This is a genomic window from Corynebacterium propinquum DSM 44285 (genome assembly GCF_000375525.1).
In the GTDB taxonomy this organism is placed as follows: domain Bacteria; phylum Actinomycetota; class Actinomycetes; order Mycobacteriales; family Mycobacteriaceae; genus Corynebacterium; species Corynebacterium propinquum.
The window spans coordinates 284,506-307,320 of sequence record NZ_AQXC01000001.1 but is presented as its reverse complement, the minus strand read 5'-3'; the positions used below and the strand labels follow the sequence as shown (position 1 = coordinate 307,320).

The following is a 22,815-nucleotide window of genomic DNA, read 5'->3' as shown; positions in this document are numbered from 1 at the left end:
GCCGGCCTAAAACTCCAGGCCAAGCAGTGCGTTTTCGGTGACTTCCGGCAGTGCTGGGTGAATCCAGTACTGCTGCGTCGCTACCTCGCGGACGTCCTGATCAAAGGCCATGACTTGCACCATCTGTTGGATCAGCGTGGAGGCCTGCTCGCCGAAGTAATGCGCACCGAGCAACCGGCCGGTGTTGCGATCTGCAATCAGTTTGGCCACACCCTGCGAATCATTCATCGCCCAGCCATACGCAACATCACCATAATTTTGTACCTTCACGGTGATATCGAAACCAGCCTCGCGGGCTTCATCTTCGGTCATGCCGACGGTGGCAATCTGTGGGTGCGTGAAAATCGCTGATGGCACGTGATCGTGTGGCATCGGACGCAGATCTTCTGGGTGCAGCATATTGTGCTTGAGCACGCGAGTTTCAGCGTTAGCGACGTGCTTCAGCATGTACGGCGAGGATACATCGCCGAGTGCCCACACGCCGTCGGCGGTCGTGCGGCCGTAATCATCAACTTTGACGCGTCCGTCCTCACGCATCTCGATGCCTGCGGCATCCAAGTTCATCTGATCGCCGTTCGGCACGCGTCCGGTAGCAACCAGCAAGACATCTGCTTCTTGCGTGCTGCCGTCGTCATAGGTCACGCGGACACCATGCTCGGTATCTTCCACCTCACTGATGTTCAGGCCAAAACGCACGTCGACAGCGTCGGTCATGGCCTGGTTGAAGCGAGATTTGATGTCCTGATCCAGGTGCTTCAACAATTCTTGCCCGCGCACTGCGACGGTAACGTCCGTGCCTAAACCGTGAAAGACGTGTGCGAATTCCATGGCGATGAATCCGGCGCCGACAATGATCATCGATGTCGGCTGGTCATCCAAACGCATGATGTCTTCGTTGGTATAAAACCGCGCGCCAGATTTAGCGATTGGTCCTGGAATCATTGGGCGAGAACCAGTTGCAATCACGATCTCGTCACCGGTGACGACGCAATCGGTACCATCGGCGCCAGCACCGGCAACTGTCAGCGATTTCGGTCCGTTAAACGTGGCGTGCCCAGCATAGACGTCGATATTTGGGCATTCGTCGCCACGGCGATATTCTTCGCCACCCTGCGCGATCAGGTCGATGCGATCGGCAAATACACGCTCCACGATGGAGTTCCAGTCAACTTTGGTGACCTCACCGTGGATGCCCAGGTGCTGTGATTCGCGTGCTGCCAGTGCGATGTCAGCAGCGTAAACGTACATTTTTGTGGGAATGCAGCCAACGTTTAGACAGGTGCCGCCAAACCGGCCCTTTTCGATGATCGCGATGGATTTGTTCGCGAAATTCTCGTCTGGGATCGAGTTGGCAGAACCGGTACCAATGATCACGAGGTCGTAATGCTTCGCCTCGTTATTGTCCGCATTATTGTTTGCCGTCGATGGTGCTGGTGCAGGTTGTGTGCTCATTAGTGAGTAATCACTCCGTTTCGTTCTAGCCACGTGAAGGTGGTCTCGCAAGCGTTTTCGCGCACTGCCAGACGGGAAAGGAATACGTCGTGCATGGCTCCTTCTAAAGGAGCGAGCGTGACGTCTGGAGCCAAGTACGGCGTCCATTTCCACATGTGCTCAACGTCTAATATGATATCGGCCTGTTGGGCTTTGTCCATTGTGGAAGTTCCTACCGCTGACTGCGTCGACGATAATGTCAACACAGGAACACCCGCATTTATTTCATCCCGATGAATCCGTCCCTGGGCGGTGATAATCGCGCGGATCCATCCCATGTGCTTGTTGAAGCCACCCAACGGCTTGAATCGTAGATCGATGTCCCATTCCCCGTCGTAATCTTGGTGTAGCGAGCGCCCGTATACATCCATCACGCCACCGGGGAAGGGAATGCCAGGAAAAATCTTGCCGACGCCTGCCAGCACTGGGCGCGCAATTTTTGCTAGAAAATCAGACACCGGCAGTTCCATCCATGGGCTATTGAGCACCAAGGCTGCGCAGTGTGCGTGTAGTTGGGGCTTTTCGCGGCGCAGGTAATCCAGCCACAGCGGTGCAATTAAACCGCCCGTGGAATGGGCCAATGGAATGATTCGTTTGTGCGGTGCTTGTTCATGGGCTGCGGTAATAAGTTCTGCCGCGGCGTCGAGCTCTTCGTAATATTCGGCGATATCGAGGCAGTGGTGCGCGGTTTGCCCGTCGCGTAGCGATCGCCCGCATTTACGTAAATCGAGTGCGTAGAACGCGAATCCCTGGTGATGGAAGTATTCGGCGACGTGCTTGTGGAAGAAATAATCAGTGAGTCCATGAATCCACAAGATTGCTGGGCGGGCAGCCCAATCGTCGGCAAGCGAGTCTGGACCCGAACTGCCGGTGTAGCGCACAAGTGTGGCATACGCCGTGGTGTGTTCAGTTGGTTCAGTACCGAAATCAAAGGTGAGCTGCTGGAATGGTGTGCCCAGCACGCTGTCGGTTACCCAAGAATTATTCATGGCAACAGTTTAGGCACAACGCCCAGATCGTGGAGCAGTAGCAGGTATGCAATCCCTGAGTGCGGGGGATAAATGGGCCACGGTTATTCGCGTATTAGCTCACACAGGGCGTATGGTAAATAAGGTAAAAGGCAAGTAAATTTTCGCCAGGCGTATCGCTTCGCGCTCAACTTTCCGGGCGCGGTGTGCAACGCGTGGCGGAAGCGGTGCAATCGAATACGAAGAGGTAGTCAGGTGTCCAAAAACCCCAACCCGAAACCCACCGATGATGTAGACATTGTTCTTATCGGCGGAGGCATCATGAGCGCCACGCTCGGCGCCATGCTCCGCGAACTGGAACCGAGCTGGTCGCAAATGGTTTTCGAGCGCTTGGACGCACCGGCCATGGAATCCTCGTCGCCGTGGAACAACGCGGGTACCGGCCACTCCGCTCTCTGCGAACTGAATTACACGCCAGAAAAGAACGGCACCATTGACCTCTCCAAGGCCGTGGGTGTTAACGAAAAATTTCAGATCTCGCGTCAGTTCTGGGCGCATCAGCTCAACAACGGCATTTTGTCGGATCCGAAGCAGTTCATCAATAAAGTCCCGCACGTGTCTTTCGGTAAAGGTACTGATCAGGTCGGCTATATCGAGCGTCGTTTTGAAGCACTGCGCGATAACCACATGTTCCCGGACATGAAATTCACCGACGACCGCGAAGAATTCGCGGAAAAACTGCCGGTGATGGCAAGCGGCCGTAACGATAACGAAAAGGTCGCGATCTCCTGGACCGACAAGGGTACCGACATCAACTTCGGTGCGCTGACCAAGCAATTCTTCACCGCAGCAAAGGCCGCCGGTACGGAAATGCGCTACGGCCACGAGGTGAAAAACCTGACCAAGGACGGAAATAAGTGGAAAGTTACCGTCAAAAACCTGCACACAGGTGACACGAGCGTCGTCAAGGCCAACTTCGTTTTTGTCGGTGCCGGAGGCTACGCACTGGATCTGCTGCGTAAGGCTGGGCTTTCGGAAGTGCACGGCTACGCAGGCTTCCCGGTCTCCGGTCTCTGGTTGCGTTCGACGAACCCGGACCTGATTGAGAATCACTCGGCCAAGGTTTATGGCCAGGCTATGACCAAAAACGCTCCACCAATGTCGGTTCCGCACTTGGACACCCGCGTGATCGATGGCAAGAAGGGCCTGATGTTTGGTCCATACGGTGGCTGGTCACCGAAGTTCTTGAAGAAGGGCTCGTACCTGGATCTGTTCAAGTCCATCCGCCCGGATAATATTCCTTCCTACTTGGGCGTTTCTGTTCAGGAATTCAACTTGACCAAGTACCTGGTCACTGAGGTGCTACAAGACTTTGACAAGCGCATGGAAAACCTGCGCAACTATGTCCCAGATGCGAAAAACGAGGACTGGGAGATCGTTACTGCGGGCCAGCGCGTGCAGGTGATTAAGCCGGCAGCTCCACCGCGTTTCGGTTCCTTGGAATTCGGCACTGCTTTGATCAACAACACCGAAGGCTCCATTGCCGGTCTACTGGGCGCATCGCCAGGAGCATCCATCGCACCAGCCGCCATGCTGGAGCTGCTGGAACGCTGCTTCGGAGAAAAGATGATCGAATGGGCTGACAAGATCTACGAGATGATCCCGTCCTACGGCACCAAGCTCTTCAAGGACGAGAAGATGTACCACGAGCTGTGGGAGTTTACCCAGAAGACGCTAAAGCTGGAAGACTAAAAACACCTACAGTTATTGTTTCCGGCCACGCATGCCAAAAAGCGCGCTTAGTGCGCGCTGTGGATGCTGCTGGATATAACTAACACAAGGACGACAAGGGGTCCGCGCCCTAGGGCGCGGACCCCTTCCGCTTGAGCACACAAGTTGCGTTAGGTGCCGCAAAAAGTTTGAAACGATTCGCTGAATTCTACTGGTGCTGGCTTGCGGAATTTCTCTGGGTGTTTGTCATTGAACGGATCTGTTACCGCAGCCAATAATTCCTCAAACGGGGCCATATCGCCGTCGGTAGCCGCGCGCAAGGCCTTTTCTACCAAGTGATTACGGGGAATCACCACCGGGTGCAGTTGTGCAAGGGCAGCAGAATCTGGGGCGTGCTGCAACCACGCGGCAATCCACTCGTGAGCTTGCTCAGTAGCACCAAGATGGCGTGCTAGTTCCAGTACAGCTTGTTGCTGGCGGGGATCCTGCTTGTGCTGATCCTGTGGGTGCCTGCTCGGGTTGGCTGTAATGTGCGTAGTCGTTTCCGCGGCAGCGACCAACGCACGATGGACCGTGGTTAAATCTGGACGAGCCTTCTCGACCAACCTGTAGAAATCGTCGGCAAGCGTCGTGTTGCTTTCGGTGTAGGCTACACCGATCGCGCGGCACCGGTGTGTACTTTGGGCCGTGCGCCAACGGTCCTGAAACCCGTCCATGGTCGCTTGTGCAAAATCCACCGCCTGCTCGGGATCATCGTGGAAAGCAGGCAGCATAGCCTCAGCCAAGCGCGCGAAATTCCACCCAATGATGTGCGGCTGGTTGCGGTAGCGATAGCGACCGCCGTGGTCAATGGAAGAAAACACCGCGTGCTCGTCATATTCGTCCAGGAACGCGCAAGGGCCATAATCAATGGTTTCGCCCGATAACGTGGTGTTATCGGTATTCATCACGCCATGGATAAAACCGAGACGCATCCATTGTGCGACGGTGGAAAGCTGAGCGTCCAGCGCGCAGGTAAACACCCCGCGGGCATCAGCCGCGTCCGGGTAGTGGCGTGTGCGCGTGTATTCCGCAAGCGTGCGGGTGAGCTTTTCGCCGCCAATGAGTTGAGCGTATTGAAAACTACCGATGCGTATGTGTGAGCTGGCTACACGCACCACAAGCGCGGCCGGTACTACGCGTTCGCGGGCGATTTTCCTCCCGGTGGTAATAACCGCCAGAGCGCGTGTCGTCGGTACACCAAGCGCATGCATGGCTTCAGAAATGAGATATTCGCGCAGCATTGGCCCAAGCGCACCCCAGCCGTCACCACCGCGGGAAAACTTCGTTGGGCCAGAGCCTTTTACGTGGATATCGCGCAGGTTTCCCTGGGTATCTTTGATCTCACCTAATAAGAGTGCGCGCCCGTCACCCAGCCGCGGTGAAAGCTGGCCGAATTGATGGCCGGCGTAGCCCATCGCTACTGGGCGGGCACCTTTCGGCAGCGTTGTGCCACACAAAAAGCCGACGCCCTCCGGGCTGCGCAGCCATTCGGGGTCGAGCCCCAAATCTCGTGCAAGCTGCTCGTTAAGACACAGCAGTTGTGGCTCTGGCGTCTCGGCTGCCTGCCAATCGCGACACAACTCCGGAAGGTGATCGGCGAATTCGTGGTGCAAATGCGGCACTGGTTATTTAACTCCCAATTGGGTAGCGATGCGGCCTGCGACAGCCAGGTCCAGCCATGGCATACCGGTGGTCTTAAACACGATAGGGGATTCACGGTGTAATGACTTGTCGCCGGTGATAATATCCCGCAGGGTCACGGCGTGTGAAAGGTCTGCGCCCTCTTTCAAAGCGCGAGCAGCGTCACCGCCGTACTTCAGCGTGACGTCGCCACCTTCCAAGATAATCTGGGCCTTTTCCATGAAGTTGGTGGTGAGCTCGCGGTCATTCGGGTTACCAGCACCCAAAGCGACAACCAACGCGTCACTGCGGACTTCGTCGATGTCCAAGTATGCTTCATGCGCCGAAGTGGAGCACACCACGACTTCTGCTTCCTTGGTCGCCTTTTTCGCTTCCTCGGATCCGATTTGTACCCAGTTGTCCAGATCGCCTGGATCATTGCGTGAGATGAAGGTGTAGCTCGGATTGCGCTGGCCAAAGTTGTCGTCGATGGCTTCTTTGTGGGCACGTGCTTGCACACCGGAACCAAATATAACAACCTTGAGGTCCTCGTTGCGTGCCTCAATGAAGTCCTTGAACGCGGCCATGGTCACGGCTGGGGTGCGCAGGTTGGTGAGCTCCGCACCGTCAATGGAAAACAGCGGGCCGTAGGTGGTGTTCGAAAACAGCACGTAGGTGCCCTGCACGGTTTCCCGACCACGAGTGGGGTTGATGTGGGCGACCGTGATCAACTTGGCACCAAAGTAGTCCGGGTTGATCGCCGGTAACAATAGGAACTTAGCGTTGTCTTCCTTGTCGACGACCGCTCGGGTCTTGTCGAAGTCATCGGCGGGATCGAATCCGTCCAGAATTGTTTGCCGGAGGGCGTCGGCGGCGTTTTTCGGGCTCATAAGCTCGCGCAATTTTTCGGCGCCGATGTGGAAGAACTCTTGGGTCATGAACGAATCTCCTTGCTAGATGGACACGGTGCTAGATGGCACCGTGCTAAATCGACACGGTGTACCCTGCATTGGCTGCGTATGCTGCCGACACAATCGAGGACGTCGAAAGTGTAGCAGGGGTCACTTTTGTCTAGTCTAGCGAGAAATAGTATCCAAGGTGGCTATTCGTTCAACAATCCGTCTCGAATGGGGTGAAAAACGAGAACTTAGGCGACTACCAAGGTTAACTCGCGACATTTTTGCTTGTCGACGGGGCCTTCCACAACTAAACCTGCGCTTCGTGCAATGTCAGCCACGTCGTCTGCGGAATCTGGGGTGGCGCCGTTGGCAACCGCTAAGGCTAGAATGCGCGCCAATTCCCCCTTGTAGTGTTTGTTGAAGTGAGAAATCACTTTCCGGGAACCATCCTCGCGGATGGATTCCACTCGGACGGTCACGGCGGGCACACGTCCGAGTTGTTGGTAGGTGCCAGAGCGCAGATCCACGATGAGTTCTCCACGGTCTTGCAGGGCTTGTGTGATGGCGTGGCCCCAGCGTTTTTTCATGGTGGGGACGCTACTGTCATTCCTGCCGTGGCTGTTGTCGCTATTTTGACCGCTGTGACGACGGGGAAGCTTTGTACCCCCGGATAGGCGGTAATAGGGGATCGGATCGTTGGCACCGACAACACCGAACAAAGCCGAGCCGACGGCTAGCGAATTCAGCGCGGAACTCGGAAGGCTTGGTGCATCCAGGGCGTCGTAAAGCACCCCGGTGTAGCGAAAAATTGCGGGCATGGTGGGAGCGTCGGCGAGTTGTTTGTTCGCTTCCAGTTCCGGCCGCAGCTTTTCTGAGACCCCAAGCACCGAAAAAGCCTGCTCGATCGGTAGGGCCATTAAATCGCGCGCAATCTCCCGGCGAATGTCGTGCAAACCTGGGAAAGAAAGTTCCGATAAATTATCCCAGTTCAGCGGGGCACCGTCGCCGCCGAACGCTTTGGTTTCGGAAGGAGGAAGAACAATCAGCATGCCCCCATACTAGGCAGTGGTGACAGAATGTAAGCTAAGGGCCATGATCACACGTATGTCCACACTGTTTTTGCGCACGCTGCGCGAAGACCCTGCAGATGCCGAGGTCGCTTCCCACAAACTCCTCGTGCGAGCCGGCTATATTCGACGCGTCGCACCCGGGATTTACACTTGGCTGCCGCTGGGCTTGAAAGCGCTGCGCAGGCTGGAAGGCATCGTGCGAGAAGAAATGGACGCGATTGGCGGACAAGAGCTGCTTTTCCCAGCGCTGCTGCCACGCGAACCATATGAGGCGACCGATCGCTGGCGTGAATATGGCGATAACCTGTTCCGTTTGCACGATCGCAAAAACGCAGACCTGCTGTTGGGGCCAACACACGAAGAGATGTTTGCTACCGCAGTCAAGGATATGTTCGGATCGTACAAGGATTTCCCTGTTACCTTGTACCAAATCCAGACGAAATACCGTGATGAAGAGCGCCCCCGCGCAGGTATTTTGCGGGGCCGCGAATTTTTGATGAAAGATTCCTATTCGTTTGACCTCACCGACGAGGGGCTGGATGCGGCGTATCAGCGGCACCGCGATGCTTATCGCCGCGTGTTTGATCGGGTAGGCATTGACTACGCGATTTGTAAAGCAACCTCTGGAGCCATGGGAGGCTCAGCATCGGAAGAATTTTTGGCTATCTCTCCCAACGGCGAAGACACGTTCGTCAGCGCAGGCGACTACACCGCAAACGTCGAGGCTGTGACAACCCAGCCAGGTACGGAATCTGATCCCCAGGCGCACCCAGCGGCAGAGGTTTATGAAACCCCAGGCGCCGACACTATCGACGCGCTGGTGGATTGGGCGAACGGACAAGGACTGCAGATTGCTGGCCGTGCCGTGACCGCTGCAGATATGTTGAAGTGTGTGTTGGTGAAGATCCAGCAGCCTGCGCCGGTTGGACAGGACAAGCTCGAGAAAAAAACCGGTGGCGACGAAAAACTGGACAATATGGACAATGCGTCTGCACAAGCCGCATCCGAGTCCGAACTCGTCGGCGTGTTGATTCCTGGCGATCGAGAAGTCGATGTGAAGCGGTTGGAAGCAGCCCTGGAACCAGCCACTGTGCAGCTGGCAGATGCCAAGGATTGTGCAGAATACAATCTAGTACCAGGTTTCATGGGCCCGCGGGGGTTGGCAGAAGCTGGTTTGCGCACATTAGCGGATCCTCGTGTGGTGCGCGGCACCAGCTGGATTGCCGGAGCCGACGGGAAAGACCGCCATGCCGTGGGCCTGGTAGCTGGACGAGATTTCGAAGTCACCGATTTCATCGAAGCAGCAGAGGTTAAAGACGGCGATATCGCCCCGAACGGGGAAGTACTCAGTATCCAACGGGGCATCGAGCTAGGCCATATCTTCCAATTGGGCCGCAAATACACGCAAGCATTTAACGTCACTATTCTCGATGAAAACGGCAAACAAGTGGTGCCGACCATGGGCTCGTACGGCATTGGTGTTTCGCGCATGCTGGCCGTTCTCGCCGAACAAAACCATGATGAGAAGGGCCTGATCTGGCCAGCCGCCGCAGCACCATATCAGGTGCATGTGACCGTCGCGGCCAAAGGCGCGGACGCAAAACTGGCGGGCGACCGTCTGGCTACCAACTTGTCTGATCACGGCATGGATATCTTGTACGACGACCGCCCGAAGGTCAGCCCCGGTGTGCGCTTTAAAGATGCAGAGCTATTAGGCATGCCGCTGATCGCCGTCGTAGGACGGGCATATGCAGACGGCAAGATCGAGCTACGTATTCGTGGCGGTGAAACTCTCGAGGTGGCAGAAGAAGAAATCGTCGCCAAGATTATTCAGCTACTGGGCCACGACCGCCAGGCGCAGCCGGGAGTTTAATTTCTAGACCTCGATGGTGCCGCGTATGATCGATGCAACCTTGCCGCCGACCCAAATATCGGATTCAATATTGATCTCGACCTCACCATTGAATCCGATGCGAGAGCCCTGCTTGGCACGGTAGCGCTGTGGGACAGCATTCTTTGCGTGCAAGAACTGGGCGATCGCGGCGTTCGCAGAGCCAGTCACTGGGTCTTCGTGGGAGCCGTGCACGGCACGGACTTCGAGAATTGCTTCACCGGAGGCTGCGTGCCCTGCATCGGCGACGAATTCTTCATCCTTTGCCCCGACTATCGGTTGCGCATCTTTGTGCGTCACGTCTTCTTCGAAACCAAAGATTGCCATATTGACGTGACCGTGGGTACGCGCTTTGATGCGGCGTACAGCGTCGGCGTTTTTCAGCTGGATTAAAGCCCAGCCTGGCCCGTTATCGCCCCAGGAGTGGTCGATAATGTCATAATGCGAAATTCCTAGCGCCCGCACGATGGTGCCGATGGTGTTATCGTCCAACGGGCCTGTGCGCTGCAACTCGGGTGCCGCGAAGTAGAGCTTGCCGTCTTCTTCGCGCACAGGAACAACCCCGGCCTGACACTGCTGCGAAATTTCCGTTTTCTCCGTACCCGTAAAACTCTGCCATGCAAACGCTGCGCCCAACGTCGGGTGTCCGGCAAAGGGAAGTTCGCGCTCTGGGGTAAAGATGCGTACTTTGTAGTCCGCCGAGCTGCCGTCATCTGGGGTACACAGAAATGCGGTTTCGGAAAGGCCCGTCCACCGCGCTATGTTTTGCATTTGTTCGTCGCTGAGATCATCAGCGTCATTGATCACCGCTAACGGGTTTCCGGTGAACGCGTCGGTGCTAAAGACATCTAATTGTACAAAATCATGGGAACTCATAACGCCAGTCTAACCAAGATCCTGGTTAGTTTCGGCCGCAAAAAGTACTGCGAGGATGCTCCACTCGGTATCGGGAACGCTGAGTGCTCGGTGCTTCCATTGCTGAGAAGTTTGCTGTAACGCGGTGGTAACGAACTCGACCGCATTGCCATCGTGGACGGCGGACGCGTCCTGGGCGGAGGCTTCCTGGGCTGCGGCATCTCCTGGCAAGAGGGCCGACGGCCCATGGCCTTGGTACGTCAGGGCGCGCTCTGAGAGCTCCCCTCCGAATTGCCGTAAAAGGGCCAACCGCGCATCGGAATGTGCAGCCGCCTGCTCAGTGTGTGTCGCAGCCGCGCCGGCGGTGAAGGCACGGGCAGCTTCCAAAGCAGTGCCCAATTGGTATTCCCAATCTGGCATGTCCGTCCACGATCCAGGCAGGGAAACCTCGTCGGCACGCAGGGTGTCAACCGCGGCAGTGAGCACATCTTCGTGGTTGGGTAGCTGTTTGGCCACGGTGACAGCCTGTTCGATCAACAATGCTTGCGACGGCTGCGGGGCGTCGGCAAGCGATTCCACCAGCTGGTGTAGCGCCTGGTCTGGGGTGTTGGCGATGTGGTGGTTGCCGTCGTAGTTACTGCGTTCTGTGCGATCGACCGCGCAGGTTGCGGGAGCACTGCCGTCTGGGTGGTGGCCGCAGATGCGCGCGATTTCACCGAATAATTCACTGGCTTGCTGGGCTCGCAGTTCAGAAAACCTCGGATCGGATTCCGCAAATGCCGCAGCCTCATCTTCTGCGCTAAAAGCCATACTGACTAAAGTCTCGTCCGGTGAGGGGCCAAATGGTTCGGCGATGGTTTCCAAGGAGAATTCGCAGCCGGATAGGGCCAAGCTAGCTGCCAGAATGCTCGCCGCCGCGCTGGTGCGGCGAAAGCGGTGGACACGTCGAAAGCTACTGAGCAGACGAAGCTTGCGCGACGTCCCAAGGCGACTCGGGGATATCTTCGGTGACGTCAGGGTGCCTGGCGTCAGGGTACTCGAAGTCAGGGTGTTGTCGCGGTGAGGTTTCCTGGTGAATGCTCGCTTGGGGTTCACAGCGAATAGGTTACCGTTGACGGTTAAGCTGATGGTTATGGCATTCCCGTCTAGCGCACAATTGGAAGAGGTGCTCACCCCGATTGCCAGCGCGCAACAGCTGGATATTGAGCACATAAAGATTACCCGGGCAGGTAAGAAATCTCAGGTAGGAATTTATCTTGATGGTGATCAACGCCCGGATTCTGAACTATTAGAAAAACTCTCGCAGCACATCGGCGATGAACTTGACGCCCGGGAAGAAGCCGGCGACATGAGCTTTGGCCCGGGGTATACCTTGGAGGTTTCAACTCCGGGATTGGATATGCCGTTGACAGCGCCTCGTCATTGGCGCCGGAACCGGCACCGCCTAGTTTCTGTACAGATTGATGGCCATGGTGCCGCTGAAGTCTGGCGTATTGGTGCGCTTGCCGACGACAACACGGCCGTGATTTTGGTGCCAACGAAACAATCCGGTGTCGGCCCTGCAGGATCTTCCACGAAGAAATCCGGTAACAAAGCCAGTGGCAAGAATAGGCGTGATCCGGTTTCCCTGGAATTGGCATCTTCGATGCATGCAGTGGTAGAAATTGAGTTCTCGCAGCCGCCGCAAGCGGAGTTGGCGTTGACGCAGCGACCGTTTGCCGAGGTGCAGGTTGCAGAGCATATCGCTTCCGGAGCTGCGCTTACTGCGCGCGATGACCAGAACCACGGCGCCAAGAATCACAGCACCGAAATCCAAGACTCCGAAATCCAAGACACAGATAGTAAAGACTAGGACGATCACAAGTGAATATTGATCTCAACGCACTACGCAGCATCGAAACCGATAAGGGTATTCCGTTCGAGGAATTGCTCGAAACTATTGCTCGTGCACTGCTCGGGGCTTACCGTGAGCACCGGGGGTTGGAAGAAGATCTCAGTGGTGCAGGAAAAGCCAACCGAGCACGCGCCGCTGCAGCGGGAATTGAGGGCCCTACGGACCGTGCACGGATCGATATTGATACAGCAACCGGTGATGCTACGGTCATCGTGCAAGAACTCGACGCCGAAGGGGAAGTGGAGTCTGAATACGACGACACCCCAATCAATTTCGCACGCATTGGCGCCCCGGCGGTTCGGAACGCCATCGTGCGAAAACTGCGCGAGGCTGAGGCAGGACGGACATATGAAACGTATTCCGAGACCGAAGGCCGCGTGGTCTCCGGAGTGGTGCAGGCCGATGCCCGAGCCAATGAACGGGGAATTGTCGTTGTTGAGCTGGGTACCGAAATTGAGGCGCAAGACGGAATTTTGTTGCCGGCGGAACAAATTCCAGGCGAGAAGCTGAAGCATGGTGATCGCATCAAGGCTTATGTTGTTGGCGTTAACCGGCAAAACACCAACGTTCAGGTGAATCTTTCCCGCACGCACCCGGACCTGGTCCGCGGGCTGTTTGAACTCGAGGTGCCGGAGGTCGCGGACGGTAGCGTCGAGATCCTCTCGATTGCTCGTGAAGCAGGCCACCGCACGAAGATTGCTGTGCGTGGCAATGCCAAAGGGCTGAACCCGAAAGGTGCTTGTATTGGCCCCCGTGGGCAACGTGTGAACAATGTCATGCGTGAACTCGGCGGCGAAAAGATCGACATCATTGGTTATTCAGATAACCCGGCGGTGTACGTGGGTAATGCGCTGGCGCCGTCCAAGGTAGTGGCAGCTGAAGTATTGGACGAACAAGAGCAGAAAGCCCGCGTCGTTGTTCCGGATTATCAGTTGTCACTGGCTATTGGTAAAGAAGGCCAGAATGCTCGCTTGGCGGCTCGATTGACCGGCTGGAAGATTGATATTCACTCGGATACCGAAAAGCTGGAACCCCTAGAGCAAGTACGTGCCCGCGTGCAAGCGGAATCTGCGGCTGCAGCAGCTTCTGGAACCGAAAACAGCGATGAAGCCTCAACTGTGGCAGCTGCTTCAGTTGACGAATCTGTGTCGGATGTTGTCGTCGAGGGATCAGGATCTACGGACGAGGGCACGTCGCAGGAATAAGTACGGTAGATCGGCAAAGTTCACCTTTTGCCTGTTTTCTATTAGACTGGACTATTGCGTGCAGAACAACTGTAGGCGAGTATGTGCGTTTCAGTACGTTTCAGTGCGTTTCACGGTAGGAAGGATGCGATGACGCGAGGTGTGCAACCGATTCGGACTTGCATCGCTACCCGGAAACGTTACGACGATACTCACCTGCTGCGCATGGTGATTGATCCCAATGACCATCAACGTGTTCTCGCAGATCCTCACCGCAGCCTGCCGGGTCGCGGTGCGTGGATAACGCCGGAACTATCTGCACTCGATACGGCGCTGCAACGTCGCGCTTTAGAGCGTGCGTTCAAAACGTCCAGGAAACTGGACGCTGGTCATGTACGGACGTACCTAGAAGCTCGCGCCACTTCACCGACTAGAGAATGTAAGGAAGACCGACACTGATGAGCACTCAACCATGAAGTTGCATCAGCGATGAAAGTCACTAGCACACACTAGAGGTCACAAGGGTTACTTGGGCCTCTAGTAAACAACAGAGGAGTCAAGTGCCCGGAAAATTACGCGTGCACGAGCTAGCAAAACAGCTCGGCATTACCAGTAAAGAACTACTTGCGACGCTGAAAGAAAAAGGCGAGTTCGTCAAAACCGCGTCGTCCACAATTGAACCACCGGTAGTCAAAAAAATGCGTGCGCACTATGAACAAGATGCAGCAAATGAAGCTGCCTCATCTGGTGCGCAAAAAACCGGTGCAGCAGGAACCCAGACGAAACCTGGGGCACAGCCTGCAGCGAAATCTCAAGCTACTGCGCCCAAACCAGGTCAGGCGAAACCTGGTCAGGCTAAGCCTGGGCAAGCCGCGCAGGCGAAACCTGGTCAGCCGAAATCAGGCGCACCGAAGCCAGGTCAAGAACGCCCGGCTAAGCCTGTAAATCCAGATGCGCGGGCACCGAAACCGGGGCAAGATCGTGCAGCTAAGCCTGGCAAAAACCAGGCACCTGCAGGGCAGGGAAGCCAACCAGGTAAGCCTAGTCAGAACAAGGCAGCTGCAGCCGCAGACAAACGCCCGGGTCAGCGTCCGGGCGCCAATGCACCGAAACCAGGTCAGGCGAAACCTGGCCAAACGAAGTCTGGGCAAGCAGCGCAAGCGAAACCTGGTCAGGCAAAACCAGGTGCGCCAAATCCTGGCAATGCAATGCCTCGCCCGATGCCAAAGCCGGGCGGGCGCCCAAAGGTGGCGAACAACCCGTTCTCATCTGGCGCGGGAGACGATCGTGCGAAACCCGGTCCACGTCCGGGCGGTTCTAAGGGGCCAAAACAGGGGCAGGGGCAAGGCAAGCCTGCTCGCGATGGTGGCGGCGCTAAGCCACGCAATAATCGTGATGATCGTTCGGCTTCTTCGAACGAACGCAGCGGTGGCGGACGTCGCCCAACCCCGGCGATGATGCCAGCGACGCCAACTCCAGCGGCAATGCCGAACAAACAGTCCGGTAGTGGTCGTGGACGCGGAAAAGCAGGCCCTGGTGGCCCAGGTCGTGGCGGCCCTCCAGCTGGTGGCTTCCGCGGTGGCCGTGGCGGTCGTCGCGGTGGTACCGCGGGTGCATTCGGACGTCCAGGCGGCCCACCGCGCCGTGGTAAGAAGTCGAAGCGGCAGAAGAAAGCCGAGTACGAGGAGCTGCACGCACCAAATGTAGTCGGCGGTGTGCGCTTGCCAGATGGCAAGGGCAAGACTGTTCGTCTACGTCGCGGCGCTTCTGTGTCGGATTTTGCGGAAAAGATCAATGCTGATCCAGCCGCACTGGTGCAGGCCTTGTTCAACATGGGTGAGATGGTGACCGCAACGGCAACGGTGTCGGAAGAGACCCTGCAGTTGTTGGCAGCTGAGATCAACTATGAACTCGAAGTGGTTTCCCCAGAAGACGAGGACCGCGAGCTGCTGGAGTCGTTCGACCTGCAGTTCGGTGAAGACGAAGGCGAAGAGGAAGACCTCGCGAAACGCCCTCCAGTCATCACCGTCATGGGTCACGTTGACCACGGTAAGACTCGACTATTGGACACCATTCGTAAGACCAACGAAGGTGAGGGTGAAGCCGGTGGCATCACCCAGGGCATCGGTGCATACCAGACCGAGGTTACGGCCGAAGGTAAACAACGTATGCTGACGTTCCTGGATACCCCAGGTCACGAAGCATTCACCCAGATGCGTGCTCGTGGCGCGAAAGCCACCGACCTGGCCATTCTGGTGGTTGCTGCCGACGATGGCGTGATGCCGCAGACCATTGAAGCGATTAACCACGCGAAGGCCGCAGATATCCCAGTGGTCGTTGCCGTTAACAAGATCGATAAGCCGGAAGCACAACCGGACAAGATCCGTGGTCAGTTGACTGAATACGGGTTGATCCCGGAAGAATATGGCGGCGATACGATGTTCATCGATATCTCTGCGCGTCAGGGAACCAACATCGATGAGCTGCTCGAAGCCGTTGTTCTTACCGCGGATGCTGCACTGGAGCTGACTGCCAACCCAGACATGAATGCCCAAGGTCTGGCGATCGAAGCCAACCTGGACCGTGGTCGTGGTCCGGTTGCCACCGTCATTGTGCAGCGCGGTACCTTGCACGTCGGCGATTCGATCGTCGTTGGCGATGCCCATGGCCGTGTCCGTCGCATGGTGGACGAATTCGGCAATGACGTCGATGAAGCGGGCCCTTCGCGCCCAGTACAGGTGCAAGGTTTGAACGGCGTGCCTGGTGCCGGTGACTCGCTACTGGTCGTGGAAGATGACCGAGTCGCTCGCCAGATCGCCGCGCAGCGTGATGCTCGTCGTCGTTCTGCAATGCAGGCGAAGACAAAGAAGCGCGTCTCCTTGGAGGATCTGGACAAGGTGCTGAAGGAAACCAGCACGCTCAACCTGATCCTGAAGGGCGACAATGCTGGTTCGGTCGAGGCCTTGGAAGATGCTTTGTTGCAGATCGAAATCGACGACGAGGTCGAGCTGAACATCATCGACCGTGGTGTCGGTGCTGTCACACAGACCAACGTGTCCCTGGCTGCTGCATCGGATGCCGTCATCGTGGCGTTCAACGTCCGCGCGGAAGGCAAAGCGACCGAGGCTGCCAACCAAGAAGGCGTCGACCTGCGTTACTACACGGTCATCTACCGTGCTATCGAAGAGATCGAGCAGGCTCTCAAGGGCATGCTCAAGCCGATCTACGAAGAGCGCGATACCGGTGAAGCCGAAATCCGTGCGCTGTTCAAGTCTTCGGCCGTCGGCCTCATTGCGGGTTGTATGGTCAATGAAGGCTCCGTCAAGCGCAATGGAAAGGCCCGCATCCTGCGCGATGGCAATGTCATCGCACCGAATGCCACGATCGAGTCCCTGCGTCACGAAAAGGACGACATGAACGAGATCAAGGCCGGTTATGAATGCGGTATGACCCTGTCCTACCCAGACATCCAGGTTGGCGATATCATCCAGGCTTACGAAGAGGTCGAGGTTCCACGCGACTAGTAGTACTAGTAGCACCTAGCCTGCAGCCAGGCGGAGCCCATCGGGTACAGTCGATCGGGCACGTCTGGCAAGCTTGATCCCGGAGATTTACTGTAGACCCACCATGCAGTGGTAGGACCTCACTGTTTACACCCATCCGAGTTGGCGCATCGTCACCTCGGATGGGTGTTTTTCGTCTGCGCTAAAATAGCGGAAACTGAAGAGAAACTCGTTACCGAACCAATCGGGAAAAGATAATAGGACACAGACTGCGCGGTGCGTGTTTCGCTCTGCTGGCAGTCATTATGTGAAAGGTAGATATTTCATGGCTGATAATGCACGAACCGGCCGGATCGCTAAACGTATCCAGGAAATTGTCGCGAATGCCCTAGAACACCAGATTAAGGATCGCCGACTCGAACTTATTACCGTAACTGACACGCGTGTGACCGGCGATTTGCACAACGCCACTGTGTATTACACCGTGCGCGGTCGTGATATCAACGAAGAGCCAGATCTGGATCAGGCGGCAGAAGCGTTGCACCGCCACCGTGGCCAACTGCGCAAGATCGTCGGTGATGTGCTTTCGGTGCGGTTTACTCCCACTCTCGAGTTTGAATTCGACGAAGTCCCGCAAGCCTCTGCCCATATGGAAGGCCTTCTCGCGAAAGCGAAAGCTCGTGATGAAGAGCTCGCACGTTTACGGCAGCAGGCACGCCCTGCTGGAGACGAAGACCCGTATAAGGATTCTGAGTAATGCCTTATTCTCAGGTAGCTAGCGCCATTCGCCAGGCACGGCGGGTAGTTATCTTGGCACATGTGAACCCGGATGCTGATGCCATCGGTTCGGCGTGCGCGCTTGCCCTGGGACTGAAGAAACTTGGTATTAGCTCGCGGCTGTATGTGGGGCAAGATAAGCCAATTCCGGACAACCTCTTGTCTATCCCGTATGCAGACAAGGTGGAGCTATTTGCACGGGACCAGGCATTTCCGCTTGCCGACGTCGTCATTAGCGTTGATTGCGGTTCGCTGTCTCGAACTGGCACAGCTGCGGCAGAGTATCAGGCATTTTCCGGCCCGTGCATCAATATTGATCATCACGACACAAACCCAGGCTACGGCGACATTAACTTGGTGGATCCTGCCCGGGAGTCCACGACCGTGGTGCTCTACGAGTTGTTTCGTACCCTGGGGATCTCGCTAGATCGAGAGATCGCGCACGGGTTGTATGCCGGGTTGATGACCGATACGGGTAGTTTTCGCTGGGGTAGTCGCCTCATGCATACCATGGCTGCTGAGTTGATGGATTACGGGCTGGACCCAAAGCAAATCGCTGTTGATTTGGTGGATCTGACGGCCCCGGATGATCTGCAAATGACAGGCGAGGTACTGTCCAACCTGCAGATTAAATCCGCAGGATCGGTAACAATGGCGGTGTTACAAGTCCCGCACCACATTATCGCTGCGCATAGTCAATCCGCGGTGGAAAAGCTCGTGGATTTTGTCCGCTCGCTCGACGGCACCAATCTCGGGGTGGTGTACAAGGAGATGGCTCCGGGGTATTGGAATGGTTCGCTGCGTTCGCGGGAGATCGACTGCTCGGCGATTGCCATGAAATTAGGTGGTGGCGGCCATGTTCCGGCGGCGGGATTTGCTGCACGCGGCGCGGCTGCGGAAGTGATCGATGAACTACTGACTGTTATTGAACGCCAGTGCCCATGACCCCACCTTCTCAGACGCAATCACCCGGTACAGACAGCGCAGAGATCAGCGCTCGTACAATTTTCGGCCTAGCGCTTCCGGCGCTCGGGGTCCTTGCTGCCATGCCGTTGTATCTATTGCTGGATACAGCAGTCGTGGGAAGGCTTGGGAGTTTCGAACTCGCCGCGTTGGGTGCTGGTGCCACTGTCCAGTCGATGTTGACTACTCAGTTGACTTTTTTGTCTTATGGAACAACTGCTCGGGCCTCACGGTTATATGGGCAAGGCAAGAAATCAGCTGCTATTGCCGAGGGCGTGCAGGCAACGTGGGTTGCGGTTGCGGTGGGCTTATTGTTGGCTGCGGTGCTGTGGATCTTCGGTTCGCATATCGCACAGTGGTTAACCGGCGATCCGACTGTGGCAGCTGCAACGGCTAGTTGGTTGCATGTGTCCGCGTTAGCGATCCCGCTGACCTTGGTCATCATGGCCGGTAATGGGTGGATGCGCGGGATTCAGAATACCCGGTGGCCGTTCTATTTCACGCTGGCTGGTGTGGTTCCCGGTGCAATCGCTCTGCCATTTTTGGTCTCCACGTTCGGCCTTGTCGGCTCTGCCTGGGCGAATGTGTTGGGGATGGGGCTTACCGCAACCTGTTTCGTAGTGTGCCTGTTGCGCGCTCATGGTGGTAGTTGGGCACCGCGGGCTCGAGTGATCGTGCGCCAACTGGTGTTGGGGCGTGATTTGATTTTGCGTTCTCTTGCATTTCAGGTGGCGTTTTTGTCTGCCGCTGGTGTGGCTGCGCGGTTCGGCACGCATGCGTTGGCAGCGCACCAGATCATGTTGCAGTTGTGGAATTTCCTTACCTTGGTGTTGGATTCGCTGGCTATTGCCGCGCAAGCGCTTATTGGTGCTGCGCTCGGTGGGAAAACCGTCACCGCGGCCCGGCGTGCTGGCTTGAAAATCACCTGGTATTCGGCCATTTTCGCGTTGGGGCTTGCGGCTGTATTTTCTGGCTGGATTCCGCGGTTGTTTACCGATGATGCTGGGGTACTGGATACTATTGCGACACCGTGGTGGTTATTGCTCATCATGATCGTGTTGGGCGGCGTGTTGTTTGCCTTTGATGGTGTCTTACTCGGTGCCGGTGATGTGGCGTTTTTGCGCACGATCACCATCGGTTCGGTGCTTGTCGGGTTCCTGCCGGGTGTGTGGATTGCCTATCTTGTCGACGGCGGGTTGACGGGTATCTGGTGCGGGTTGTTGGCGTTTATTGGGCTGCGTACTGCGGCGGTGGTCTATCGATTCCAATCCATGAAGTGGGCGGTGATTGACTCGTGACCCACCCTGATGCATCAAGCGATCCGGTTGCGTTTCCACCGACCTTATGGGCAGTCGCGGATCTGCATGCCGCAGTGCGGGCGAACCGGAAGCGTTTGGCTGAAATTACGCCGCGTCATCCCGATGATTGGTTGATCGTGGCCGGTGATGTTGCGGAGCGAACTGACCTTATTGCTTCGGTGTTAAGTGAGCTGCGTAGCCGGTTTTCCCAGGTGATTTGGGTACCTGGCAATCACGAGTTGTTTTGTCGTTCGACGGATTCGCATGTCGGGCGCGCAAAATACGACAGTCTGGTGCAGCTTTGCCGCGAGATTGATGTATTGACTCCGGAAGATAGTTTTCCGGTCTTCGGGGATACCACGATTGTGCCTTTGTTTACGTTGTACGATTACAGCTTTCGCCCCGCGGGCATGGGTGTGGAGGAAGCATTAGACGCTGCAGCGCAGAAAAACGTGGTGCTCGCCGACGAAATCGCTATCGCGCCGTTTACTGATATCCGCGCATGGTGTTGGGATCGGTTGGCGTATTCCATTACTCGGCTGTCGCGGGTGAATGGACCGACGGTGTTGATTAACCATTGGCCGTTGGTGCAGGAACCGACACTGCGCCTGGGGCTACCGGAGATTGCTCTGTGGTGCGGGACTCGCCATACGCGTCATTGGCCGCGGCGTTATCGCGCGAAAGCTGTGGTGTATGGGCATTTGCACATGCCAGATGAGAGCGAGTTCGATGGTGTGGTGCACCATGAGGTCTCGTTGGGCTACCCCCGGGAATGGACGCGTTACGACGAGGACAGAGTCTGGCCTTGTCCGATTCTGGAGCTTGCCGATGACGGCACCGGAACGATGACGGCACGCACGGCTCGCCGACAGCGGGGAAGGGGGATGCCATGACTAACCACAACCGCGAGTTTTTGTTGCCAGACTCCGCCCGTATGGTTTTGGTGCGGAGCACCGGCGATGGTGACTTGGTGAATTTCCGAAGTTTGCATCCGCTGGAACAAACCCTCGTTGCCCATTCGGTGGATAAGCGGAAAGCAGAATTTGGTGATGCTCGGTGGTGCGCGCATCAAGCATTGGCCCAACTGGGGTATTCCGGTGCAGCGCCGATATTGCGGGGCAACCGTGGGATGCCGCTGTGGCCGGAAGGCTTTTGCGGTTCCATGTCGCATACCTCGGGCATGCGGGCAGCCGCGGTGGCACCTACTGAGAAGGTGCGTAGCTTGGGCATCGATATTGAACCAGCGCAGAAGCTTCCCGTTGATATCGTTGACTTAATCGTACGGGACACCGAAAAACCACAGATTTCACGGCTACGCTCTGCGGGGATTCCGTATGCAGACCGGATCATTTTCTGTGCTAAAGAAACGGTCTACAAGACGTGGTTTCCTATGACTCAGCGCTGGCTGGGATTTGAACAAGCCGAAATTGATGTACGGGAGGATGGGACGTTTATCGCTTATTTGCTGGTGCGCCCCACTCCGGTGCCTTTTATCAGTGGGCGGTGGGCGATCGAGGACGGATTTGTGATTACTGCTGCTGTGGTATCTGTCTAAGATCGGTCTACCCACCGTGCCAGCGCATGCTCGTTGGTTGGGCCCTGAGTACACCGATTACAGCGTGCTCGGGCGTGCTACGAAAATTGTTTTAATTTCTGTGGCCTCTGTGACCAGTGCGATCGCGCGTCCGTCGGGAGCAAGTGCTGTATGTATACCGTCGAGCCCGCAGGCGGGGAGCCGTTTCCCCATGCTCAGATCGCGCGCTTGTTGTTCTGTGACCTGCCAAGTGGGGTAGGTCCGGGTCAATGCCTCATCCAGGCTCAGGCTGATGGCCGGTGCGTCGGCAAGCTCATCGAGGCTTTTGGCATCCGTAATAGAATAGGGACCCACCTGCGTGCGGCGGAGGGCGGTAAGGTGCCCGCCGACGCCGAGGTCAGAGCCAATATCACGGGCTAGGCTGCGGATATACGTGCCAGAAGAACACGCGATGGTGCACTCAATATCTATCCAACTACCGTTGATGTGAGTGCCTCTCATCTCGCTGTACTGGTCGTTATCGCTGTGCTGGTCGTTATCGCTGTTTGTAGAACGATTGATGGAATGAATCTCGAAACTACTGATCGTGACGGTGCGTGCCGGAATTTCGACGTGCTCGCCGTCACGGACGCGCTGGTGGGCACGTTTGCCGTCAATTTTGATGGCCGAGACTTTTGCCGGTACTTGTTCAACGGTGCCGGTCCAGGCAGCAGCGGCGGCGTAAATCTCGTCATGGGAAAGCGCTGCTAGACGAGCCTGAATCTGCGACTGGCTCAGCCCTGCAGAAATTTCTTCGGCGGGCAGGAACTCGCCTTCGGCGTCATCAGTGGTGGTGCTCGCGCCGAGTCGAATGGTCGCCTGATAACTTTTCGTCGCGGCCACCATGTGCGCCAAAAATTTCGTGCCACGTTCGATACCGGCAACCAGAACTCCGGTGGCCATGGGGTCTAAGGTGCCGGCATGCCCGACTTTTTTGGTGCGGAATATCCGTCGCAGCTTGCCGACGACGTCGTGTGATGTCATACCAGCGGGTTTGTCGACGACTACCAATCCAGATCCTGCCAACGGGTCAGTCTGCTGTCTAGTCGTCTGGTC

18 protein-coding genes and 1 pseudogene are annotated in these 22,815 nt (G+C 56.6%); 11 read left to right on the top strand and 8 right to left on the bottom strand.

Going from position 1 to position 22,815, the window contains the following annotated elements:
* Positions 1–6: 6 nt before the first annotated feature.
* Positions 7–1,452, bottom strand: a complete 1,446-nt coding sequence (mtr, locus tag B142_RS0101420) for a mycothione reductase (RefSeq protein ID WP_018119756.1) — start codon at positions 1,450–1,452, stop codon at positions 7–9.
* Positions 1,452–2,480: an alpha/beta hydrolase gene (locus tag B142_RS0101415; protein WP_018119755.1), complete on the bottom strand. Its 1,029-nt coding sequence runs from the start codon at positions 2,478–2,480 to the stop codon at positions 1,452–1,454. The genes mtr and B142_RS0101415 overlap by 1 nt, the downstream gene beginning before the upstream one ends.
* Positions 2,481–2,714: 234 nt before the next feature.
* Here B142_RS0101415 and mqo point away from each other — a divergent pair, with 234 nt between their 5' ends.
* Positions 2,715–4,211 carry a malate dehydrogenase (quinone) gene (mqo, locus tag B142_RS0101410; protein WP_018119754.1) on the top strand — a complete coding sequence of 499 codons (1,497 nt, stop codon included), beginning with the start codon at positions 2,715–2,717 and terminating at the stop codon, positions 4,209–4,211.
* Between the two features lie 149 nt (positions 4,212–4,360).
* Here the strand turns inward: mqo and B142_RS0101405 are convergent, their stop codons facing one another.
* The 3 genes from B142_RS0101405 to yaaA all read right to left on the bottom strand — a co-directional run bounded on the left by B142_RS0101405 (position 4,361) and on the right by yaaA (position 7,800).
* Entirely contained in the window at positions 4,361–5,854 is a 1,494-nt protein-coding gene (locus B142_RS0101405) for a protein adenylyltransferase SelO (RefSeq protein WP_018119753.1), read from the bottom strand.
* Positions 5,855–5,857: 3 nt separating this feature from the next.
* Complete coding sequence (locus tag B142_RS0101400) at positions 5,858–6,790, bottom strand: hypothetical protein (RefSeq protein ID WP_018119752.1); 933 nt, start codon at positions 6,788–6,790, stop codon at positions 5,858–5,860.
* A 209-nt stretch (positions 6,791–6,999) separates the two neighbouring features.
* Positions 7,000–7,800 (bottom strand): peroxide stress protein YaaA, encoded by an 801-nt coding sequence (yaaA, locus tag B142_RS0101395; protein WP_018119751.1) that lies wholly within the window; start codon positions 7,798–7,800, stop codon positions 7,000–7,002.
* A gap of 43 nt (positions 7,801–7,843) precedes the next feature.
* Here yaaA and B142_RS0101390 point away from each other — a divergent pair, with 43 nt between their 5' ends.
* Positions 7,844–9,694 carry a proline--tRNA ligase gene (locus B142_RS0101390; protein WP_018119750.1) on the top strand — a complete coding sequence of 617 codons (1,851 nt, stop codon included), beginning with the start codon at positions 7,844–7,846 and terminating at the stop codon, positions 9,692–9,694.
* A gap of 3 nt (positions 9,695–9,697) precedes the next feature.
* Here B142_RS0101390 and B142_RS0101385 read toward each other — a convergent pair whose 3' ends face one another.
* Positions 9,698–10,588 carry a PhzF family phenazine biosynthesis protein gene (locus tag B142_RS0101385; RefSeq protein WP_018119749.1) on the bottom strand — a complete coding sequence of 297 codons (891 nt, stop codon included), beginning with the start codon at positions 10,586–10,588 and terminating at the stop codon, positions 9,698–9,700.
* Between the two features lie 9 nt (positions 10,589–10,597).
* On the bottom strand, positions 10,598–11,377 hold the full coding sequence (locus tag B142_RS0101380) for a hypothetical protein (RefSeq protein ID WP_039733503.1): 780 nt from the start codon (positions 11,375–11,377) through the stop codon (positions 10,598–10,600).
* 322 nt (positions 11,378–11,699) lie between these two features.
* Between B142_RS0101380 and rimP the strand changes: the two are divergent.
* From rimP to B142_RS0101340, 9 genes and pseudogenes are all read left to right on the top strand, one after another.
* Positions 11,700–12,284, top strand: a pseudogene (rimP, locus tag B142_RS11515) (ribosome maturation factor RimP); the annotation flags it as partial.
* A gap of 146 nt (positions 12,285–12,430) precedes the next feature.
* On the top strand, positions 12,431–13,666 hold the full coding sequence (gene nusA, locus B142_RS0101370; protein WP_018119746.1) for a transcription termination factor NusA: 1,236 nt from the start codon (positions 12,431–12,433) through the stop codon (positions 13,664–13,666).
* 81 nt (positions 13,667–13,747) lie between these two features.
* Positions 13,748–14,104 carry a YlxR family protein gene (locus tag B142_RS13110; RefSeq protein WP_328706749.1) on the top strand — a complete coding sequence of 119 codons (357 nt, stop codon included), beginning with the start codon at positions 13,748–13,750 and terminating at the stop codon, positions 14,102–14,104.
* A gap of 101 nt (positions 14,105–14,205) precedes the next feature.
* The gene (gene infB / locus B142_RS0101365) at positions 14,206–17,169 is read left to right on the top strand and encodes a translation initiation factor IF-2 (protein WP_026167738.1); all 2,964 of its coding nucleotides are present in this window, start codon (positions 14,206–14,208) and stop codon (positions 17,167–17,169) included.
* 304 nt (positions 17,170–17,473) lie between these two features.
* Positions 17,474–17,905, top strand: a complete 432-nt coding sequence (gene rbfA, locus B142_RS0101360) for a 30S ribosome-binding factor RbfA (RefSeq protein ID WP_018119744.1) — start codon at positions 17,474–17,476, stop codon at positions 17,903–17,905.
* Entirely contained in the window at positions 17,905–18,870 is a 966-nt protein-coding gene (locus B142_RS0101355; protein WP_018119743.1) for a DHH family phosphoesterase, read from the top strand. The genes rbfA and B142_RS0101355 overlap by 1 nt, the downstream gene beginning before the upstream one ends.
* Positions 18,867–20,186 carry an MATE family efflux transporter gene (locus B142_RS0101350; protein ID WP_018119742.1) on the top strand — a complete coding sequence of 440 codons (1,320 nt, stop codon included), beginning with the start codon at positions 18,867–18,869 and terminating at the stop codon, positions 20,184–20,186. Before B142_RS0101355 ends, B142_RS0101350 begins: the two co-directional genes overlap by 4 nt.
* The gene (locus B142_RS11510) at positions 20,183–21,079 is read left to right on the top strand and encodes a metallophosphoesterase family protein (protein WP_018119741.1); all 897 of its coding nucleotides are present in this window, start codon (positions 20,183–20,185) and stop codon (positions 21,077–21,079) included. Before B142_RS0101350 ends, B142_RS11510 begins: the two co-directional genes overlap by 4 nt.
* Positions 21,076–21,741: a 4'-phosphopantetheinyl transferase family protein gene (locus B142_RS0101340; protein ID WP_018119740.1), complete on the top strand. Its 666-nt coding sequence runs from the start codon at positions 21,076–21,078 to the stop codon at positions 21,739–21,741. Before B142_RS11510 ends, B142_RS0101340 begins: the two co-directional genes overlap by 4 nt.
* Positions 21,742–21,798: 57 nt before the next feature.
* On the opposite strand, the gene truB is transcribed toward B142_RS0101340, so the two are convergent.
* Positions 21,799–22,743, bottom strand: coding sequence for a tRNA pseudouridine(55) synthase TruB (gene truB, locus B142_RS0101335; RefSeq protein WP_236588474.1), 945 nt, complete (start codon positions 22,741–22,743; stop codon positions 21,799–21,801).
* Positions 22,744–22,815: the final 72 nt, after the last annotated feature.

Excerpts from the sequence above, each read along its gene's own strand:
- B142_RS13110 (WP_328706749.1), top strand. The coding sequence starts at position 13,748 with ATGTGCGTTTCAGTACGTTTCAGTGCGTTTCACGGTAGGAAGGATGCG.
- yaaA (WP_018119751.1), bottom strand. The coding sequence starts at position 7,800 with ATGCTGATTGTTCTTCCTCCTTCCGAAACCAAAGCGTTCGGCGGCGAC.
- B142_RS0101415 (WP_018119755.1), bottom strand. The coding sequence starts at position 2,480 with ATGAATAATTCTTGGGTAACCGACAGCGTGCTGGGCACACCATTCCAG.
- B142_RS0101350 (WP_018119742.1), top strand. The coding sequence starts at position 18,867 with ATGACCCCACCTTCTCAGACGCAATCACCCGGTACAGACAGCGCAGAG.
- B142_RS0101340 (WP_018119740.1), top strand. The coding sequence starts at position 21,076 with ATGACTAACCACAACCGCGAGTTTTTGTTGCCAGACTCCGCCCGTATG.
- B142_RS0101355 (WP_018119743.1), top strand. The coding sequence starts at position 17,905 with ATGCCTTATTCTCAGGTAGCTAGCGCCATTCGCCAGGCACGGCGGGTA.
- rbfA (WP_018119744.1), top strand. The coding sequence starts at position 17,474 with ATGGCTGATAATGCACGAACCGGCCGGATCGCTAAACGTATCCAGGAA.
- mtr (WP_018119756.1), bottom strand. The coding sequence starts at position 1,452 with ATGAGCACACAACCTGCACCAGCACCATCGACGGCAAACAATAATGCG.
- B142_RS0101380 (WP_039733503.1), bottom strand. The coding sequence starts at position 11,377 with ATGGCTTTTAGCGCAGAAGATGAGGCTGCGGCATTTGCGGAATCCGAT.
- B142_RS0101385 (WP_018119749.1), bottom strand. The coding sequence starts at position 10,588 with ATGAGTTCCCATGATTTTGTACAATTAGATGTCTTTAGCACCGACGCG.
- B142_RS0101390 (WP_018119750.1), top strand. The coding sequence starts at position 7,844 with ATGATCACACGTATGTCCACACTGTTTTTGCGCACGCTGCGCGAAGAC.
- B142_RS0101400 (WP_018119752.1), bottom strand. The coding sequence starts at position 6,790 with ATGACCCAAGAGTTCTTCCACATCGGCGCCGAAAAATTGCGCGAGCTT.
- truB (WP_236588474.1), bottom strand. The coding sequence starts at position 22,743 with ATGACATCACACGACGTCGTCGGCAAGCTGCGACGGATATTCCGCACC.